This is a genomic window from Bacillus sp. EB600 (genome assembly GCF_024494385.1).
Taxonomy (GTDB): Bacteria; Bacillota; Bacilli; order Bacillales; family Cytobacillaceae; genus JAEVLT01.
In genome coordinates, this window is the sequence record NZ_JAEVLT010000023.1 from 1 (window position 1) to 17165 (window position 17165).

Genomic DNA, 17165 nt, shown 5'->3' on the forward strand with positions numbered 1-17165 from the left:
TATTAATTAAAATTTATATTCTTTCAGTTCAACTTAATTTTTACAGTTTTTTCGTAATCCATGCCTCTTCAATCTCCTTCTGAATATCTGCTACCAAACGAAAATGATTTTGATAATGAAAACCACAATCAATCCTGATACAACAACTCCCCCTGGAAAACCAGAATACCAGGATAATGAGTATATCAAGAAATCCTTCCATCCAAATTGATTAAAATATTCAGGATCGACAACGAAGCAAAGCCTTGTGTATTCGGCGGCAGATTATATACGCTGTATCCCCTGTAGTCCACCGAGATTGGATTAACCCAATCTGAAGCTTTGGAAACAAAGTCGTTATCGTTTAATAACCCTCCATTTTCCTGCAGGTCCGCAACGATTTTCTTGGCCAGCTTCCCCTAGGACTGTTTCGGCAGTCCTTTTTCATTATCGTTATAAGTTAAAAGTCAGATTTGTTGGAATTAAATTATTTTCCAATGGTAATCCTAAACAAAAATACGGGAAAAGGGGATTAGTTATGACCACGGATAAAGAATTAAATCCAATGAATGTGATGAAACCACTAAATATAAGTTCAAATGCATTAGATGAGACCCGACCTTTAACAACTTTTGAAATGGGTAAACTTTGGGCTACCTATATGGGAAACAGTATGTCAATTCAAATCTTAAGTTATTTTCTTCAACATTGCGAGGATGAATATATTAGGGCGCTATTGGAAAATGGTTTAGCTTTATCAAAGGATTTCACACAAAGGATTGAAGGAGTTTTTAAAAAAGATCATTTCCCTATACCTACTGGATTTACTAAGGATGATGTAAATCTTGGTGCTCCCCGTTTATACGCAGATGAATTTTACGTTCATTATTTAAAATATGCTGCTAAAGCAGGTATGAGCCTTTACGCAGTAGCAGTTCCATTAGCAATGAGAGAGGATATAAGAGAATTTTTTGTTTATTGTAATCAATGTACTACAGTCCTTCTAGGACAAATTAATGATGTTTTAATGGAAAAAAAATTTATTGCAGAACCTCCTATCATTCCAACACCACAAGGAATTGATAAAATTGATAACCAAAGTTACTTAAATGGATTTCTTAGAAATGTCCGACCATTACAGGCATTAGAAATCATTCATCTTTATGATAACATTGAGAATAACACAACAAGTAAGGCATTATTATTGGGATTCTATCAGATCGTTCAGGATGAAAAGATAAAGGCTTTGTTTAAACGAGGTTTAGACATGACTGATAAAGCTGTAAAGCAGTATATGGAAAAACTGCACATTGAACACATGCAACCACCGTCGTACATAGACCATTTGGTTTCAACATCTACATATCCTCCTTTTTCCGATAAAATAATGCTGTTTCACAAAGTGGACATGTTCGCAATGAAGATAAGGTCATTCGGAAACTCACTGGCGGTAACTGCAAGAAGAGATATCAATATGTTGTATGTAAGAACTCTTATAAACATTGGCTTATTTGTCGATGACGGTATGAATATCTTAATTGATAAAGGTTGGTTGGAATCACCACCAAAAGCGTTTGACAGAATGTAAGTATACAATTGGAACAGCTTGAACAACTTCGAATTGCAAGCTAGTCCCTTGCCATGGTTTTTAATCTCCTGCTGATTTCACTAATTTCCGTCTGGCGGATCGTTTTTCTACAAACATCTCCTCCAATGACTTTGTTTGATCGTTTTGTTCCTTTTTCTTGCTTCATCCATCGTCCCCATCTCTATCACCTTTTATATAAGGAGAAACATCAGCATTGGACAGGATAAATAAAAGATTTTTTTGACAAAGATGTGAACCTATGCTTTCAGCTTATGATCCAAAAAAAGAGTGCGAGCTTTGTTTCGGTCGCACTCCCTGCTTTCTATCGCTATCGGTCGATAAAATGGTCAGCAGAATCGTAAATCAGACGTAATAGATTCCTTTAAAGAAAAAATCGTATGGAATATTTTTCCCTTTCCACACGATTTGAGCACTTTATTATTTACTTCTACCTTTATCGTTTTCCGACAGAAGACTTCATCTGATTTATGTTACGGGCGCAAGCCCAATAAATCAGGTGGAGATGAATGTCGGTTAGCGTAAGCTAACATTATTGTACAATTCGAACAATTGAGCTATTCTACCATTGTAAGTCGTTCCTTGAAAACTGGATATACGAGGTTGTGACAAGAAAAAGCTTTGTCACGTAAAATATCCAAGCACTAATTTGCTACAACGTAAGGCTGTTGCTTCATGCATAGCTTAGTGGGTGCGTCAACCATCCGTGTGTACTCGACTAGTCGGGGCTTGTATGGATCTTTTTGGGAGATGCAAGTGGTACTTGAGTACCAACCAAAAACAGTGATTTGGGGATACCACTCAGAGCGTCACTCGTCTTAGTTTTAGACGAAAAGACCTGAATGGCTAACTCAAGCCCCCACTGAAACAGGAACCGTTAGGTTCTCAGTGGGGGTACGTTGACTTCTTCTGTTCTAATTATCTATCTAATTGTTTCACTTTTAGAGGCTTTTTTTCCCTGCTTGCTTTGATGATTTCTCCGATAATACTGATGGCGATTTCTTCTGTTGTTTCCGAGCCAATTTCCAATCCGATGGGAGAATGGACCTGCTCCAACTGCTCTTGCATGACCCCCTCACTTTTTAATTTTTCAAATATGCTGATCACCTTGCGTTTACTGGCGACCATCCCCACATAGGCACACGGAAATTGCAGAATCGTTTTTAATGCAACATCGTCCCGATCTTTTGTAGCAATCGCTGCATATGATTTTTCATTGAGGTCGGCTGAAAGCAGTGCCTTGCCAATATCCTCGTTCACAAAAAGATTGGTCGCATGAGGAAACCGTTCCTTTGTACAATAACTAACGCGGTCATCGACAATGCAATAAGGATATTCAAGAAAATCGGCGAGCTTTGCCATCGCATAGCTCAAATGACCGGCTCCAACCAGAACGAGTTCTGGCCTGCTTTTATAGATTTCAATAAAGACTCGTAACGTGCCGCCACAATTCATGTGAATTCCGTCTTTTGCCTGTTTATTTAATTTATATTCAATGATTTTCGATTGACCATTTTGGATTGCCTTTACACTTTCTTCGATGATATAGAATTCAGCCAAGCCCCCTCCGACAGTCCCTTCAATCGTACCATCACGGTATACAATCATTTTGCCAACATGCCTGGGAGTCGAGCCCTTTGATTCAATAATCATGGCTAAAGCAAAGGTTTCGTTTTGACGCGTCAGCATCGCCACTTTTTCCATCAGCAGCATGAATAGCTCCCACCTTTTTTGAAAAAATTAAGTCGGTTGATATTGCTTCAAGCTAAGAAAATAGCGTAATAGATTTAAGGCGACTGTTTTTCTGTATACTGCCGTGGAACGCTGGTCGTCGATCGGTCGAATGATTTTTTCAAAGTCTGCTACAATCAAACTGATGTCTGCATCCGGTAATGGGATTCGTTTTCCAAGCAACTTCTTCTCACTATCTATGGAACGAACCATTGTCGGTCCGACTGCCCCGAAGGCTAAGCGAATGTCGTCGATTCGTTCTTTGCTTATCCGGATGTATCCCGCAAACGATACTTTGGCTATGGCATCCGCGTTCCTGTTTCCTACTTTTTCAAAAACGACATGAGAACCATCTTCAAACACTGACGGTAAAATAATCTCAATCAGTATTTCATTTTGAAAGCGTTGGACCCGTCGCGGACCTTGAATATAATCGTTGATGGCAACTACACGATCTCCATTTACGGAGCGCAACAGAAGCTTTGCATTGTAAACATATAACAAAGGAAGTGAGTCCCCGGCTGGAGAGGCGTTACAGATATTTCCACCCAATGTTCCCCGGTTTCGAATGGCCGGGGCAGCAATTGATTTCATTGCATTCTTTAAGGCTAAAGGAGTTAACGGATTTTCAAGTAATTCACTATAGGTACAACAGGCCCCGATGTGTAGATCCTTGTGAATTAGATACACCTGCTTTAGCTCGGTTAGGTGATCAATAAAAACAATTGGTTTGGGAATTTTTGGAGGTACTCCCCTTCGACTTTTGTGAAGAACCATGACATCCGTGCCGCCGGCTATGATGGCACAGTCTTCTTTATTCAATTGGCTCAACGTTTGATCTAAACGGTCGAAGCGATACGCGGTTATTTTCTCTGCCATAAGCAGTCACCTTTTTTCGCCGCCAATTTAACTGCATCAACAATCATATTGTAGCCAGTACATCGGCACAGATTCCCGGAAATACCTTCACGAATTTCAGCCTCTGAAGGATGAGGATTTTGAAATAACAATGCTGCACTTGCCATAATCATACCCGGAATGCAATAGCCGCATTGCACTCCCCCGGCAATGGAATAGCACTCATCTAAAATCTTAAATTGCTCCATTTCAATTAGACCTTCTATCGTTTGAATATCGGTACCAGCAATCGAGCCAATTGGAATAAGGCAGCTGTTTTGCAGGAGGTTATTCACAAAAACACTGCAGGCTCCGCACTCCCCTTCACCACAACCTTCCTTTGTTCCGATTAACTCAAACTCATCTCTCAATAAATCTAGTAATCTGGCAGTGGCAGGGGCGTCCGTTTCTACCGTTCTTCCATTTAGTGTAAATTTAATCAACCATCAGCACCTTCTTCCATCCAAAGACTTTCCATAATGACTTCCGGTGTAATCGGTATTTGCTGATAAGAAGTTTGCAGTGCATTCTCGATTGCAGCTTGGACTGCTGGTGCCCCCCCGATTAAAGTCAGTTCGCCTGCGCCCTTTGCCCCGTATGGACCATCAGCATAGGGATTATCAAAGACCCTGCTTTCGATTGAAACAACATCCATTGAAGTCGGCGGTCCATAATCCGATATGCTTTTTTGTTGGATTCTTCCTTGCTTTGACGTCATCTTTTCTAGATAACCGTACGCTAACCCTTGAGCCAAACCGCCGTCAATTTGACCTTTCATAATCCGTTCATCGATGACTTTGCCCACTTCATAATTGCCGTATACTTTTTCTAACTTTACCATTCCTGTTAACGTATCAACTTCTACTTCAACGAAATTAACACCCCATGAATAAGCCGGGTAGGCATCTCCAGTGAAGGTCAACTCGTTCCATGGAATCATTTCACGGTGAACATAATTCTCTACTACTTCCTGTTCTACATTTGGTTGCCACTGAGCCTTAAGTTTTTTTGCCGCCCGTTGAAGCAATGTTCCAACAATCATTGTCGTCCTGGAGGCTACGGTCGGACCGGAGTCGGGAACCTCCTTTGTATCTGGATAAGGGTACACAATTTCTTCGTACGGGAGGTCTAGTTCTTTGGCGACAATTTTACACAGTGTCGTCAAAATGCCTTGTCCCATATCAGAATTTGAGATCTTTAACGATACCTTGCCGTCCTTTGATTTAACGAGCCTAACCTTTGCTTTAATATGATCTCTTTCGCCGTTGCCTGTAAATCCACAGCCGTGGAGGAACAGCGAAGTTCCGATGCCTTTCTTATAGCGATGATTTTGTTGATTATAACGGAGAAACTCCTCCTTTTTCTTTTGGTATTGTGACGAGTTAAGTAGGTCCTCAATCATCTCTTCCATTAATATTGGGTCTCGGAATTTTCCTTTGGTGATGGTGGGGTCTCCTCGTTTGACGAGGTATTTTCGTTTATATTCAAGCGGGTCGATTTTTGCCAGTTTACTAAGATGTCCAAGATGACTTTCGATTCCGGCAAAGCTTTGTGGAGCACCAAAGCCTCTGAAGGCACCGTTCGGAACTGTATTGGTTTTTAGACAAAAGCCTTTTGCATGAAAATGTGGAATTTTATAAACACCGGCACTGTTTATTAAGGCACGCTGCAGTACGACAGAGCTCAATCCCGCATTCGCTCCGCCATCAAGAAAAACGTCAACACACATGCTCAAAATATTTCCTTCCTGATCCAGGGCAGTTCGATATTTGAGTTTGGCCGGATGCCTTTTCGTCGTAACCACCATATCCTCAGAACGGTCGAACACGAGCATCACTGACTTTTTAACTGCTCTTGCAGCAACGGCTACGTGACAAGCCATCATTGAAGGATAATCTTCTTTTCCTCCAAAACCTCCGCCGGTAGGACTTTGCACAACTCTGACTTCATCGTCGCCACAGGCCAAAGCACTTAGCAATGCATTTTTTATATAATAAAGACATTGCATCGATCCCTGGACGACAATTTCATCATCCTTATAAATGGCGAGCATTCCTTGTGGCTCAAGGTAGACATGCTCCTGATAACCCGTATTATATTCTTCTTCGATGATTTCATGAGTACCCTGCTCGATCGCTGAAATGATTTCTAGGTTTTCACCAAATTCATAGCTTGCCATGGTAACCCCAGGTTTTGATTTTTGATTTATCGCTTCGTCCAATGTGTAAATCGCCTGATGTTCTTCAAATTCAACCTTCACTTCATTCAGCAAACCGTATAGGACATCCAGGTCTTTTCCAACGAGCATAAGAATCGGCTCTCCAATATAATTGACCCACTCATTGGCAAATATGGGCTGATCTTCTTTGATGATTTTGACATAATTCGGTCCGGGGATATGATCTGCTCCGACCGCTTCATACCCTTTCGGAAGGCTGGGTAGTTGAATGGATAGGATTTTTCCATAGGCAATTGACGACCGAACCAAAACACCATAAACCATATTTTCCACTTTCACGTCACTAATATAGGGCAACTGGCCCGATACTTTCCCTTTATGGTCTTTTTTGGGCACTGATGTGCTTATGTCTTTGAGATTCATTGCAACAACACCCTTCGACTCATTTTTTTAAAGGAGACATATGATTAATAAAAACCTCTTCCTACGATTTTATAAATGAGAATGATATTTTATGCTTCATTTTTGTGCTTGAACTAGGTTTATTTCTGCTCCAATCAACAGGTAATAAAATAGCCTCCAACAAAAATGCAGCCTGATTCAACCTGGAAAGCTGATCGAATCAAGCTCCGCTGATAAATGAAAAATATCGAAAAATTCACGTTTTATTATAATCTATGGCTTTTTGGTAATCTTCCGGAGTATCTACATCCAGTAATACTCCCGGATCATCGACATGAATGTATTTCTTTTCGTAACCGGAGAGGACCACACGCAAATTACTTTTTGGATTGGTTTCAAGTATTTTCTCTTTCACTTCGCTTGATAATTTGATGGGGTGACCACCTTTATCGTTAAAGCTTGGAATCACTACGTTTCCCGTGTGTTTTGCCAGCAGCTGAACGGTCTCTTTTTTAACAAGCGGACAATCTCCGGGTGTTAAAAAGAAGGTTGGGGTATTTACTTCGTTGCAGCCCTTTTGAACGGAACGAAACATCCCCTGGGAAAAGTTTTCATTAAACACAAACTTCATCTGAAATGAATAGGCATTTTTACTATTAATTTTTTCCATTTCCTCTTGGATGATCTCCGCTTGAAACCCAGCTACGATGATGACTCTGCTGCACAAACCTTCAAATTTAGCTATCGTTTGCTCCAACACTGTCATTTGCCCTAGTGGCAAAGTCATTTTAAATGCATTCGCTCGGCTGGAATATCCAGCAGCTAAAATGATGGCTTCCATGTTGGTCACCTCCAAGGATAGATCTTGTCTGCCTTTATTAAAAGAATATGATTATACCAATTAAAAATGATGCCACCATGGAATGGCTTTGTTAAGAAGATAGTTTTTATAATGAAGATTCACTCCACAAACCCATTAAACCCCCAGTACCGATCAATAAATAGCGAACGGTTACAGCCTTTCCATTTAAAAAAGTGGCTCACAACCGGGTAAAGCACTTGCTGAATCAGAAGTCCCATGTTTCTGTCAACGTAAAGTTAAACAGTGAAGGAGAAGTCAGATAATCATTTTCGGGTGTCCTACCAGCAAAATGCACTTTCTTGAGGGTACCCCACATTAAGTCCTCTTTCAAAAACATATTGGAAAAATGATTTTATGATAACATCTGCGCCATCATTAATCCCCACAATTAAATTGGATATTTCTCTTAAGCGTTTCATTGGAACTTAAACAGAAAACCAGTTAATCTGTAACAGTACGTTTTTAGAAAGGAACTTTTATGGGGGTGGATAAATGGCAGCATCAGCTAAAAAGCAGTCCACGATTGTGGGACTTTTGCTTGCAGGCACTTTTATTGCGATATTAAATCAAACACTGATGATTACAGCAATTCCTCCAATTATGGATGAAATGAACATAACCGCTAATAGTGCTCAGTGGCTGACAACTATTTTTATGTTGGTGAACGGAATCATGATCCCAATCAGTGCCTTTTTATTAGAACGGTTTACGACAAGACAGTTGTTTATTTCAGCCATGAGTATTTTTGCAGCTGGAACTGTTGTGGGCGGAATAGCTCCAAATTTTGAAGTCCTCCTTTTAGGAAGAATTATTCAGTCGTGCGGAGCAGGCGTGATGCTCCCTCTAATGCAAACTGTATTCTTACTGATTTTTCCGGTAAATAAACGTGGTGCAGCAATGGGGCTAGTCGGTCTAGTGATTTCCTTTGCACCTGCCATTGGACCCGCACTGTCCGGTTGGGTAACATCGCATTTTTCATGGAGAGTTTTATTTTTTATTATTTTGCCCATTGCATTGATCGATATCGTCGTCGCTTTCTTTACCTTAAAAAATGTCACAGTGGTTTCCAAACCAAAAGTAGATGTGATTTCGATTCTTTTATCCTCACTAGGTTTCGGAGGGCTTCTTTATGGATTTACATGTGCAGGAAATTACGGCTGGTTACACACAACAACTCTTCTATCTCTTTCTCTTGGTGGAGTAGCATTACTATTATTCATATTGCGCCAATTACGCTTGAAACATCCAATGCTGGAATTTCGCGTATTTACGTTTTCGATTTTTCCGTTCGCAATTAGTATTGGCATGATCAGCTTTATGGGCTTAATTGGGGCAGAAACGATTATTCCTTTATTCATGCAGCGCATGCGGGAATTTTCCGCTTTTGAGGCGGGGCTGGCTCTATTACCTGGGGCACTTGTTAGTGGGATGATGGCACCAATTGTCGGGAGAGTATTTGATAAAATCGGTGCAAGGTGGCTGGTGATGATTGGCTTAACTATTATGACTGCTGCTTCGTTTTCTTTTACCAATTTAGGCCCATCTACTTCGATGATCTACATTACAGTCTTATACAGTATTAGAATGTTAGGTCTTTCAATGGTCATGATGCCGGTCGCAACCGCCGCTTTGAACCAGTTACCAAAACGATTACTATCTCACGGAGCAGCCATGGATAACACGATGAAAATGATCGCAGCCTCGGTTGGTACTGCCATTCTTGTCACAGTCATGACAACAACAGCGGAATCAGCTAAACTGCGGCCGGAAATTTCTTATCCGGATATACATGGGGCTAATATAGCCTTTATGGTGGTTTCCATTCTTTCGTTACTTAGTCTGATCCTCTCCTTTTTTATTAAAAGTAACCGGCATCCTGAAGATGAAATTGAAAGGAAGAGACCAAGAAAAGCAACCATTAAAATCCAGGAGTAATTTCATGGTCCTGACACACATTTCGGCTGTCAGACACCATTTTTTATGGTAAGGATAAATGCGGATTTACAATCGCAGGGAAATTAAAATATGAAAAAGCCCAATTTCTCTGCATCAATTAAGAAATTGGGCTTTTTTCGTTACTCTAGGAAAGCGAGTTTAATGGAATAACTGATCTGTATAACTCATTCATTTCTCATCCAAGGGGTTTTATGTTAATGAGTTTGGGATTCCGGTTTTTCCCTTCTCATATTCCTCACTTGGTCAAATTAACCTATTGGCCGTCCTCTAATACAGACTGCGACTCCCGTCAGCTCCCCTTTTGACTTTTTTCTTGTTTTTAAAATGAACGATAAAGGTAGCGCCAAACGTTAATAATAAGATAATAAAAAAGTATAGATGGGCGATTTCGATATGGAAGACACCCAGGAACATCTTAACCGAGATAATAAGAATTAAAATATAGGCTGTTGTTTCAAGTTCTGGTACACGATCAATTAATGTCAAAAATACACCGGCAACACCCCGCATCATTAACACTCCAAGCATACCGCCAACAATTAGAATCCATATCTGGTTACTGACACCAAACGCTGCCAAAACGCTATCAACCGAGAAGGCAATATCCATGATCTCAACCGCCATTACTGTTCCCCAGAAAGTTCCAAATAAACGTATTAGCAGGCCGCTTTGGTTCATGCCCTCTACTTCCTCAACATCGTCTGGTTCCCCTTTCCTTTTGTCGATAAAGTACTTGATCGATAACCAGGCAAGATATGATGCACCTAATACCTTTACCCACCATAGCTTAATTAAGAAAACTCCTAAGCCAATGGCAATGAAACGGAAAACATATGCACCCAATAAGCCATAGAAGAGAGCTTTTTTACGCTTTTCAGGAGGCAAATGCTTTACCATTACCGCCAAAACAAGCGCGTTATCAGCCGAAAGTAATCCTTCAAGAATAACTAATGTACCAATAAGTCCCCAGCTAACCGGGTCTGATAAAACCTTTACCCACATATCCAAATTAAAAAATTGAGCATATGTGTCAATAATTCCTTGTAAAACTGACATTAAGTATATTCCTCCAAAGTAGTATATAATCTTGTAAATAAACTTTTTTTTAAAAATCTATTATTGATTGGGTCTCTACTATCTAGTGGTTAACCAATCCGCAATCCAAAATTAGTTGCTAAAGCAGCTAATCCACCTTGATAGCCGCTTCCGATTGCATTGAATTTCCACTCATTGTTGTGTCGATACAGTTCTCCAACAACAATAGCTGTTTCAATCGAGAAATCTTCACCTAAATCATAACGGATAAGTTCTTCTCCAGAAGTTTCATTAAAAATACGGACATATGAATCCGAAACTTGGCCGAAGTTCTGATTTCTTCCTTCGGCATCATGAATTGTGATTGTAAATGCAATGCGCTGAATGTTTGCTGGAACTCCTGTTAGATTAATCTTTATTTGCTCGTCATCATCTTCACCCGCACCGCTGCGATTGTCTCCTGTATGTACCACCGCACCATTAGCGCCTTGTGGGTTATTGTAAAAGACAAAATCAGCTTCATTTGAAACTTTACCATTTTCCCCCAATAAAAAGACAGATGAATCTAAATCAAAATCATTCCCACCATCATATTTATTGATGTCCCATCCAAGTCCAATAACAACATTCATTAAGCCTGGATTAGTTTTCGTTAAATCGACCTTTTGTCCTTTTGATAAACTTACAGCCATTTTTTTATTCCTCCATTTTAGGTAATAGTGTATATACGAGTCTCTCTAAAAAAGGTTCCAAAAGAATTAAATATATTTATTTTGCAGCACTGGTTTCTTATGCTTTTTCTTTAGATAAAAACCAGCCACCTAAAGCAATCCTTATTTAAGTATATAAAAAAGCGAGGAATCTCCAACATTTTTCAGTGAGATTTCTCGCTTTTACGAGTTTGCTATAATACTACTTTTCTAAAACCCTCGGGGAATGTATTCGGAAGACAATTCAGACGCGAAATTTATGGTTGTATTGGACGCTGAATCCGGAGAAAAAATTTCTGAATCTAGAAATTGGGAAGAATGAAAGCAACTCTGTTTACAGAATTGCTTTCATTCTCCTTTGGGGTGATCCTATAATGACGAAAGAGCTTTTAAGCATTTCATTTATCTGAACTCTTCCGTCATTTGTTTGACTCAACTCAGATCTTCCATAGGCCGTATTCTGATTATCCCTTGTATGCTTTTTGCAATTCCACAAGATCAAATTTCTTCATTTTAAGAAATGCTTTCGTTACGCGTGCAAGTTGCTCCGGTGTGCCTTTGCTCATCATCTCGTCCATCTCACTTGGAACAATCTGCCAGGAAATACCATACTGATCTTTCAGCCAGCCGCATTGTTCGGCTTTAGGAACTGCCGAGAGTCTTTCCCAGTAGTCATCTATCTCTTCTTGTGTGTCGCAGTACACCATAAAAGAGATGGCCTCGTTAAAACTGAATTTATGCTCATGTGCGCTATCCATTGCGACAAACCACTGATTTTCTAAGCGAAAATCAGAGAACATGATTGTACCTTCTTTGTCAGGCTCCATGCCTTTATGGTAGCGGGCGATAAGTCCCTGCTCTGCGTTCTTAAATACGGATAAGTAAAAATGGATTGCTTCTTCCGCATGGCCGCATTGATCTCCAACAAATAAAAGTGACGGCACTACTGCAGGTCTCTCTTCACCTTCTGGATTGGTAAGGATTAATTGCCAGGACAAACCATACTTATCCTGGATCCAGCCATACCTCTCACTAAACGGATACTGACCTAGTGGCATTAATGCTGTACCACCTTCGGACAATTTGTTCCAAACCTCATCAATTCTTTCTCTTGCGTTTTTTTCTCGCGATGGGTCAAAATTAACGATGAAAGAGATCGACGGATTGATCTTGAAAAAAGGTCCTGCGCTGATTGCCCTGAACTTCTGCCCCCAAAGCTCAAAAGAGACTATTTCAGAGTCGCCAGAGGGTGTGCCGTGAATTGTTGTTACATCTGAAATTTTTGAGTTTGGGAATATGGAAGCGTAGAACTCGGCTGCTTCTTTTGCCTCCTTGTCAAACCATAAGTGCGGAACGATTTTTTGATTTGTATTTGACATCGTTAAACCTCCTTACTGCTTGCGAGCAGCGACCTTCGAATCATGTATGGAGCGCTCATTTCAGTTAGTATAGTTACACTAACAAGCGTTGCTAACACCTGACATATTTGCGTTTGAAACCAAGTCTCCCTCTATCTATTTCCTTTTGAATATTTTCGGAAGCAAGCAGAATACTGCTTTTTTTCTTGTCCCTTCTTATTTCGACTGGTCCTACTGCCTTTGCGGTTTCAACAGCCTTATCATGGAGGGGTAAATAGGAAATTCCAACTGTGTACATAAAATTATTCATAGCGGATTTTGTTCGATCAGGAGAATCGTGTATCGTGTTTTCTACCTGGTCAAGCATACTGGAAATCTTGCTTGCACTAAATTCACTGTCAGGAAGATTTCCCAAAAGCCAGCAATAACAGCTCCATCCTGCTGACATTCTTAGTTCTTCACCGCTTAAGATCCATTTATCAGTAATATCTTGCGCAATATCGGTTTCAGCCAAAGTTACTGCAACCACAAAATCGGACAGCATATAAAAATATGCCGCATCCATCCAACGCTCAAAATCAGCCTCAGACATTGTCATTGGGTCAGCAATGATGCCGGCAAAATACATGGCATCATAGTTTCCAGTGGAGTATAGCTGCTCGGCTAAAGGCTGATTTTTCTTAATTTTCTTTGCGAGTGGCTTCATAGCGCCTGTGGCCACGCCAAAAAGCGGCTCGTGTGCGCCATTACTAAGGTAAGTCTTTTTCGTTCTTTCCTTGCCTAGCGCTTCCAATTCCTGCATAACCGTTTCACAATCCATCGTTTTACACTTCCTTCCTTTGTTTCATTTTAACGATTGAGCTTATTTTCAGAATTTCCATACTCAGTCCTGACGAATTGTTCCAATGCCGGCAGTGAGCGCTCCACTTTTTCCGTATCGATGCAATAAGCCATTCGGAAATATCCCGGACATCCGAAACTATCGCCCGGAACCAGGATCAGGTCATAGTTTAAGGCTTTCTGGCAGAAAATTTTAGCATCTTCCTCCAGTGCCTTTGGAAAAATGTAAAAGGTTCCTCCAGGTTTTACACAGGTAAAGCCAAGATCGATTAATTTCTGATAAATGAGGTTCATATTCGTTTCATAAACAGACATATCGGCAGTCAAATCCACCACCTCCGAAACTGCGAGCTGAATAATGGAAGGTGGACAGTTGTGCCCGATGCCCCTGGAAATCTGTCCGCACATACTGACAATCAAGTCGGAATCTACGCTGTCAGGATTCACAGCGACATAGCCGATTCGTTCTCCGGGAACTGAAAGAGATTTAGAATAGGAGTAGCAGGACAGTGAGTTGTGATAGAATTTTGACACATACGGTGCGTCTGCACCCTCAAATACAATCTCTCTGTATGGTTCGTCTGAGATAATAAAAATTTCGTGCCCATATTCCTTTTCCTTTTTACTAAGAAAATCTGCCAGTTTCTTAATGGTTTCCGTGGAATAAACAACACCAGACGGATTATTCGGAGTGTTAATCAATACGGCTGCTACCTTCTCCGTTAACATTTCGTCAAACAAAGTAAAGTTAATCTGAAAATCTTCCGTATTGGCAGGAACCACTTTCAGTACAGCACCTGTTAAATCGATATATGGATGGTACTCAGGAAAATAGGGAGCAAATGTCAGCACCTCGTCCCCCGGCTCCGTTACGCATCGTATTGCATGGGCGATTGCACCGGCAGCACCTGTTGTCATAAAAATATGGTTTTTCGTATAATTCATATCAAACCTTCGGTTCAAAGATTGTGCGATTTTTTCTCTAACTGAAGGAATTCCCAAACTCGGGCTATATCCGTGAAGCTCTTTCGGATTTTTACTGGACAGCAGATTCATCATAACTTGAGTAAATTCTTTTGGAACAGGAACAGACGGATTTCCTAAACTGTAATCAAATATATTCTCATAGCCGATCACTTTTCCACGTTCTGCAGCAAACTCAGCCATTTCTCTGATGACGGATTTACCTTCTAGCATTTTTTTGTATTGTTGTGCGATCATGATTATGTATCCTCCTTACTAAGATGGCAAAAACCATAGGTATCTTTTTACAATATCTCATCTCGGTAATATTTTCCATACCGGTCTTTTTTTCCTCATTTAACTAAAGTATATAGAATAATATAAACCTTTTGGTAACTGGAAAGGCAATAATATTTTTTTCTTTGTAAAAATTTAGAATTATCTGTATAAGGTGCCGTCAGCTCCTTTTAAAAAAACAATCCCTCAGATCATAGCCTGTGGCCCTCATATGAATATCTCTGTGAAAAACATTGAAGAAGGAAAGCAACTGATTTATTTTGAGAAAAAGGACCAACTTCTCACCCGCACATGCCCGGAAGAAAAAGTTAGTCCCATCATAAGCTTTCTTATTTTAAAGGATATGTTAAATAACGCCTTGAGCCATCATGGCATCGGCAACTTTGAGGAATCCGGCAATATTGGCTCCGTAAACTAAGTTATCAGGATGGCCAAATTCTTCGGCTGCTTTCACGCTGTTTTGATAGATGTTTTTCATAATTTGATGCAACTTTGCATCAACTTCTTCAAATGTCCAGGATAATCTGGCACTGTTTTGTGCCATTTCTAAGGCTGAAACAGCAACGCCGCCCGCATTTGCAGCTTTAGCTGGTCCAAAAAGAACACCGTTAGTTAAGAAAATATCAATTGCCTCCAGTGTAGTTGGCATATTGGCTCCTTCACCGATTGCGATTACTCCATTTGAAACAAGTATTTTCGCTGATTGTTCATTGATTTCGTTCTGGGTGGCACATGGTAAAGCGATATCACAAGGGATTGACCAGATTCCTGCACACCCCTCTACATATTGTGCACTTGTATGTTCGTTCACATATTCACTGATTCTTTTTCTCTCTACTTCCTTCAAACGTTTTACTGTATCTAGATTAATGCCATTTTCGTCATAAATGTAACCATTAGAATCACTGCAAGCTACTACCGTTGCACCAAACTGAGTTGCTTTTTCAATTGCATAAATGGCTACGTTACCGGATCCGGATACAACTACTGTTTTTCCTTCAAAGCTGAGCCCTTTTTCTATCAGCATTTCATTAACAAAGTAAACTGTACCGTAACCAGTGGCTTCTGTCCGTGCCAAGCTTCCACCGAAGCCAAGACCTTTGCCTGTTAAAACGCCAGCTTCATATCCGCCGCGAAGTCGCTTGTATTGTCCGAACAGGAAGCCGATTTCTCTCGCACCTACTCCGATATCACCTGCAGGAACGTCAACATCTGGACCAATATGCCTGCAAAGTTCGGTCATAAAACTTTGTGAGAACCGCATAATTTCTTTGTCAGACTTGCCTTTTGGATCGAAATCAGATCCGCCTTTCCCGCCGCCAATCGGCTGACCGGTTAAAGAGTTTTTAAGAATTTGTTCGAACCCAAGAAATTTAATGATACTTGCATTAACCGACGGATGGAAGCGCAAGCCTCCTTTGTAAGGCCCGATTGCGCTATTGAACTGAACACGAAATCCACGATTAACCCGAACCTTCCCATGATCATCCACCCAAGGAACCCTAAATGTAATCATTCTTTCAGGTTCTACAAACCTTTCAAGAATTCCCTGCTCCATGTATTCAGGTTTTTTTTCAAAAACCGGCACAAGCGAACTTAAAATTTCTTTTGCTGCCTGATGGAATTCATATTCTAATGGATTACGGGACTTTACATCCTCTAAAACCCTATTTACATAATCCTTGGCAATGGATGACCCTGATTTTGTAACTTCTTTAATATCAAGCATAAAATCTCATTTCTCCTCTTCTTTGAAAATTTAAATAAAATGGGCCTCTGATGGTGAATAGAGTATTTTAAATTTTTTGTAGATAATTGTAGATTTTTCTTTAAGTAATATTTTATAATTTAAGAATAATTTTGACAATACAAATTAACGAAATAATTAATACCAAAATTAGATTAATGAGAAAAAGGATTTTTCTTGGACTTAAGACAGATCCAATATTTTATCGAAGTTGGATCATTATCAACCATCATTAATCTAAAGCACTCAGTATCCAAACTAAAACTAAGCCTATTTCAAGGTTTTGAATGAAATCATTATGGAAAGATATTTGACTACCTCAACAGAAGGGAACCTTAGTGCGGCTGTTACCTCTGCTCCAAAAATTATAGCACGCTAATATTCATTGCAAATATTGCAGGACACACTCCACACATTACACTTGAAGGACCTTTCTTTGGTTGAGCCATAAATGACACGAACATCATCATTATAGAACTTTCCCCAATAAAGGAATCAATATAATAAGTTCCTTTGAGGAAAAAAAGAAAATTTGATTCTGAAAGAATACGTTATTTTTAATATTTCTTCACAAAAACGGCACTACTTATGGGACTATAAGCC

Annotated in this window: 15 protein-coding genes; 2 read left to right on the forward strand and 13 right to left on the reverse strand. The window is 40.0% G+C overall.

Features of this window, described 5'->3' with window-relative positions; translation table 11 throughout:
- Positions 1-185: 185 nt before the first annotated feature.
- Positions 186-392, reverse strand: a complete 207-nt coding sequence (locus JN080_RS19315; protein WP_309144700.1) for a gamma-glutamyltransferase — start codon at positions 390-392, stop codon at positions 186-188.
- A gap of 125 nt (positions 393-517) precedes the next feature.
- Between JN080_RS19315 and JN080_RS19320 the strand changes: the two genes are divergently transcribed.
- Complete coding sequence (locus JN080_RS19320; RefSeq protein WP_256237613.1) at positions 518-1567, forward strand: DUF3231 family protein; 1050 nt, start codon at positions 518-520, stop codon at positions 1565-1567.
- Between the two features lie 40 nt (positions 1568-1607).
- Here JN080_RS19320 and JN080_RS19325 read toward each other — a convergent pair whose 3' ends face one another.
- From JN080_RS19325 to JN080_RS19350, 6 genes are all read right to left on the reverse strand, one after another.
- On the reverse strand, positions 1608-1733 hold the full coding sequence (locus tag JN080_RS19325) for a DnaB-like helicase C-terminal domain-containing protein (protein ID WP_256237614.1): 126 nt from the start codon (positions 1731-1733) through the stop codon (positions 1608-1610).
- Between the two features lie 770 nt (positions 1734-2503).
- Positions 2504-3298, reverse strand: a complete 795-nt coding sequence (locus tag JN080_RS19330; RefSeq protein ID WP_256237615.1) for an XdhC family protein — start codon at positions 3296-3298, stop codon at positions 2504-2506.
- 27 nt (positions 3299-3325) lie between these two features.
- Positions 3326-4195, reverse strand: a complete 870-nt coding sequence (locus tag JN080_RS19335) for an FAD binding domain-containing protein (RefSeq protein WP_256237616.1) — start codon at positions 4193-4195, stop codon at positions 3326-3328.
- A complete protein-coding gene (locus tag JN080_RS19340; RefSeq protein ID WP_256237617.1) occupies positions 4180-4656 on the reverse strand; it encodes a (2Fe-2S)-binding protein in 477 nt (158 codons plus the stop codon). Before JN080_RS19340 ends, JN080_RS19335 begins: the two co-directional genes overlap by 16 nt.
- On the reverse strand, positions 4653-6815 hold the full coding sequence (locus JN080_RS19345; protein ID WP_256237618.1) for a xanthine dehydrogenase family protein molybdopterin-binding subunit: 2163 nt from the start codon (positions 6813-6815) through the stop codon (positions 4653-4655). The genes JN080_RS19340 and JN080_RS19345 overlap by 4 nt, the downstream gene beginning before the upstream one ends.
- 235 nt (positions 6816-7050) lie before the next feature.
- On the reverse strand, positions 7051-7635 hold the full coding sequence (locus JN080_RS19350; protein WP_256237619.1) for a nucleotidyltransferase family protein: 585 nt from the start codon (positions 7633-7635) through the stop codon (positions 7051-7053).
- A gap of 513 nt (positions 7636-8148) precedes the next feature.
- On the opposite strand from JN080_RS19350, the gene JN080_RS19355 reads away from it, so the two are divergent.
- Entirely contained in the window at positions 8149-9591 is a 1443-nt protein-coding gene (locus tag JN080_RS19355) for a DHA2 family efflux MFS transporter permease subunit (protein WP_256237620.1), read from the forward strand.
- A gap of 288 nt (positions 9592-9879) precedes the next feature.
- On the opposite strand, the gene JN080_RS19360 is transcribed toward JN080_RS19355, so the two are convergent.
- From JN080_RS19360 to gdhA, 6 genes are all read right to left on the reverse strand, one after another.
- The gene (locus tag JN080_RS19360) at positions 9880-10668 is read right to left on the reverse strand and encodes a TerC family protein (RefSeq protein ID WP_256237621.1); all 789 of its coding nucleotides are present in this window, start codon (positions 10666-10668) and stop codon (positions 9880-9882) included.
- An 89-nt stretch (positions 10669-10757) separates the two neighbouring features.
- Positions 10758-11339, reverse strand: a complete 582-nt coding sequence (locus JN080_RS19365) for a TerD family protein (protein WP_256237622.1) — start codon at positions 11337-11339, stop codon at positions 10758-10760.
- Between the two features lie 482 nt (positions 11340-11821).
- Complete coding sequence (locus tag JN080_RS19370; protein WP_256237623.1) at positions 11822-12736, reverse strand: VOC family protein; 915 nt, start codon at positions 12734-12736, stop codon at positions 11822-11824.
- A 91-nt stretch (positions 12737-12827) separates the two neighbouring features.
- On the reverse strand, positions 12828-13535 hold the full coding sequence (locus JN080_RS19375) for a DNA alkylation repair protein (protein WP_256237624.1): 708 nt from the start codon (positions 13533-13535) through the stop codon (positions 12828-12830).
- Positions 13536-13564: 29 nt separating this feature from the next.
- Positions 13565-14776, reverse strand: coding sequence for a pyridoxal phosphate-dependent aminotransferase (locus JN080_RS19380; protein WP_256237625.1), 1212 nt, complete (start codon positions 14774-14776; stop codon positions 13565-13567).
- A 385-nt stretch (positions 14777-15161) separates the two neighbouring features.
- On the reverse strand, positions 15162-16544 hold the full coding sequence (gdhA, locus tag JN080_RS19385; protein WP_256237626.1) for an NADP-specific glutamate dehydrogenase: 1383 nt from the start codon (positions 16542-16544) through the stop codon (positions 15162-15164).
- Positions 16545-17165: the final 621 nt, after the last annotated feature.

Coding starts and splice junctions, on each gene's coding strand:
- JN080_RS19370 (WP_256237623.1), bottom strand. CDS start 12,736: ATGTCAAATACAAATCAAAAAATCGTTCCGCACTTATGGTTTGACAAG.
- JN080_RS19355 (WP_256237620.1), top strand. CDS start 8,149: ATGGCAGCATCAGCTAAAAAGCAGTCCACGATTGTGGGACTTTTGCTT.
- JN080_RS19380 (WP_256237625.1), bottom strand. CDS start 14,776: ATGATCGCACAACAATACAAAAAAATGCTAGAAGGTAAATCCGTCATC.
- JN080_RS19320 (WP_256237613.1), top strand. CDS start 518: ATGACCACGGATAAAGAATTAAATCCAATGAATGTGATGAAACCACTA.
- JN080_RS19350 (WP_256237619.1), bottom strand. CDS start 7,635: ATGGAAGCCATCATTTTAGCTGCTGGATATTCCAGCCGAGCGAATGCA.
- JN080_RS19360 (WP_256237621.1), bottom strand. CDS start 10,668: ATGTCAGTTTTACAAGGAATTATTGACACATATGCTCAATTTTTTAAT.
- gdhA (WP_256237626.1), bottom strand. CDS start 16,544: ATGCTTGATATTAAAGAAGTTACAAAATCAGGGTCATCCATTGCCAAG.
- JN080_RS19325 (WP_256237614.1), bottom strand. CDS start 1,733: ATGAAGCAAGAAAAAGGAACAAAACGATCAAACAAAGTCATTGGAGGA.
- JN080_RS19335 (WP_256237616.1), bottom strand. CDS start 4,195: ATGGCAGAGAAAATAACCGCGTATCGCTTCGACCGTTTAGATCAAACG.
- JN080_RS19345 (WP_256237618.1), bottom strand. CDS start 6,815: ATGAATCTCAAAGACATAAGCACATCAGTGCCCAAAAAAGACCATAAA.
- JN080_RS19365 (WP_256237622.1), bottom strand. CDS start 11,339: ATGGCTGTAAGTTTATCAAAAGGACAAAAGGTCGATTTAACGAAAACT.
- JN080_RS19375 (WP_256237624.1), bottom strand. CDS start 13,535: ATGGATTGTGAAACGGTTATGCAGGAATTGGAAGCGCTAGGCAAGGAA.
- JN080_RS19330 (WP_256237615.1), bottom strand. CDS start 3,298: ATGCTGCTGATGGAAAAAGTGGCGATGCTGACGCGTCAAAACGAAACC.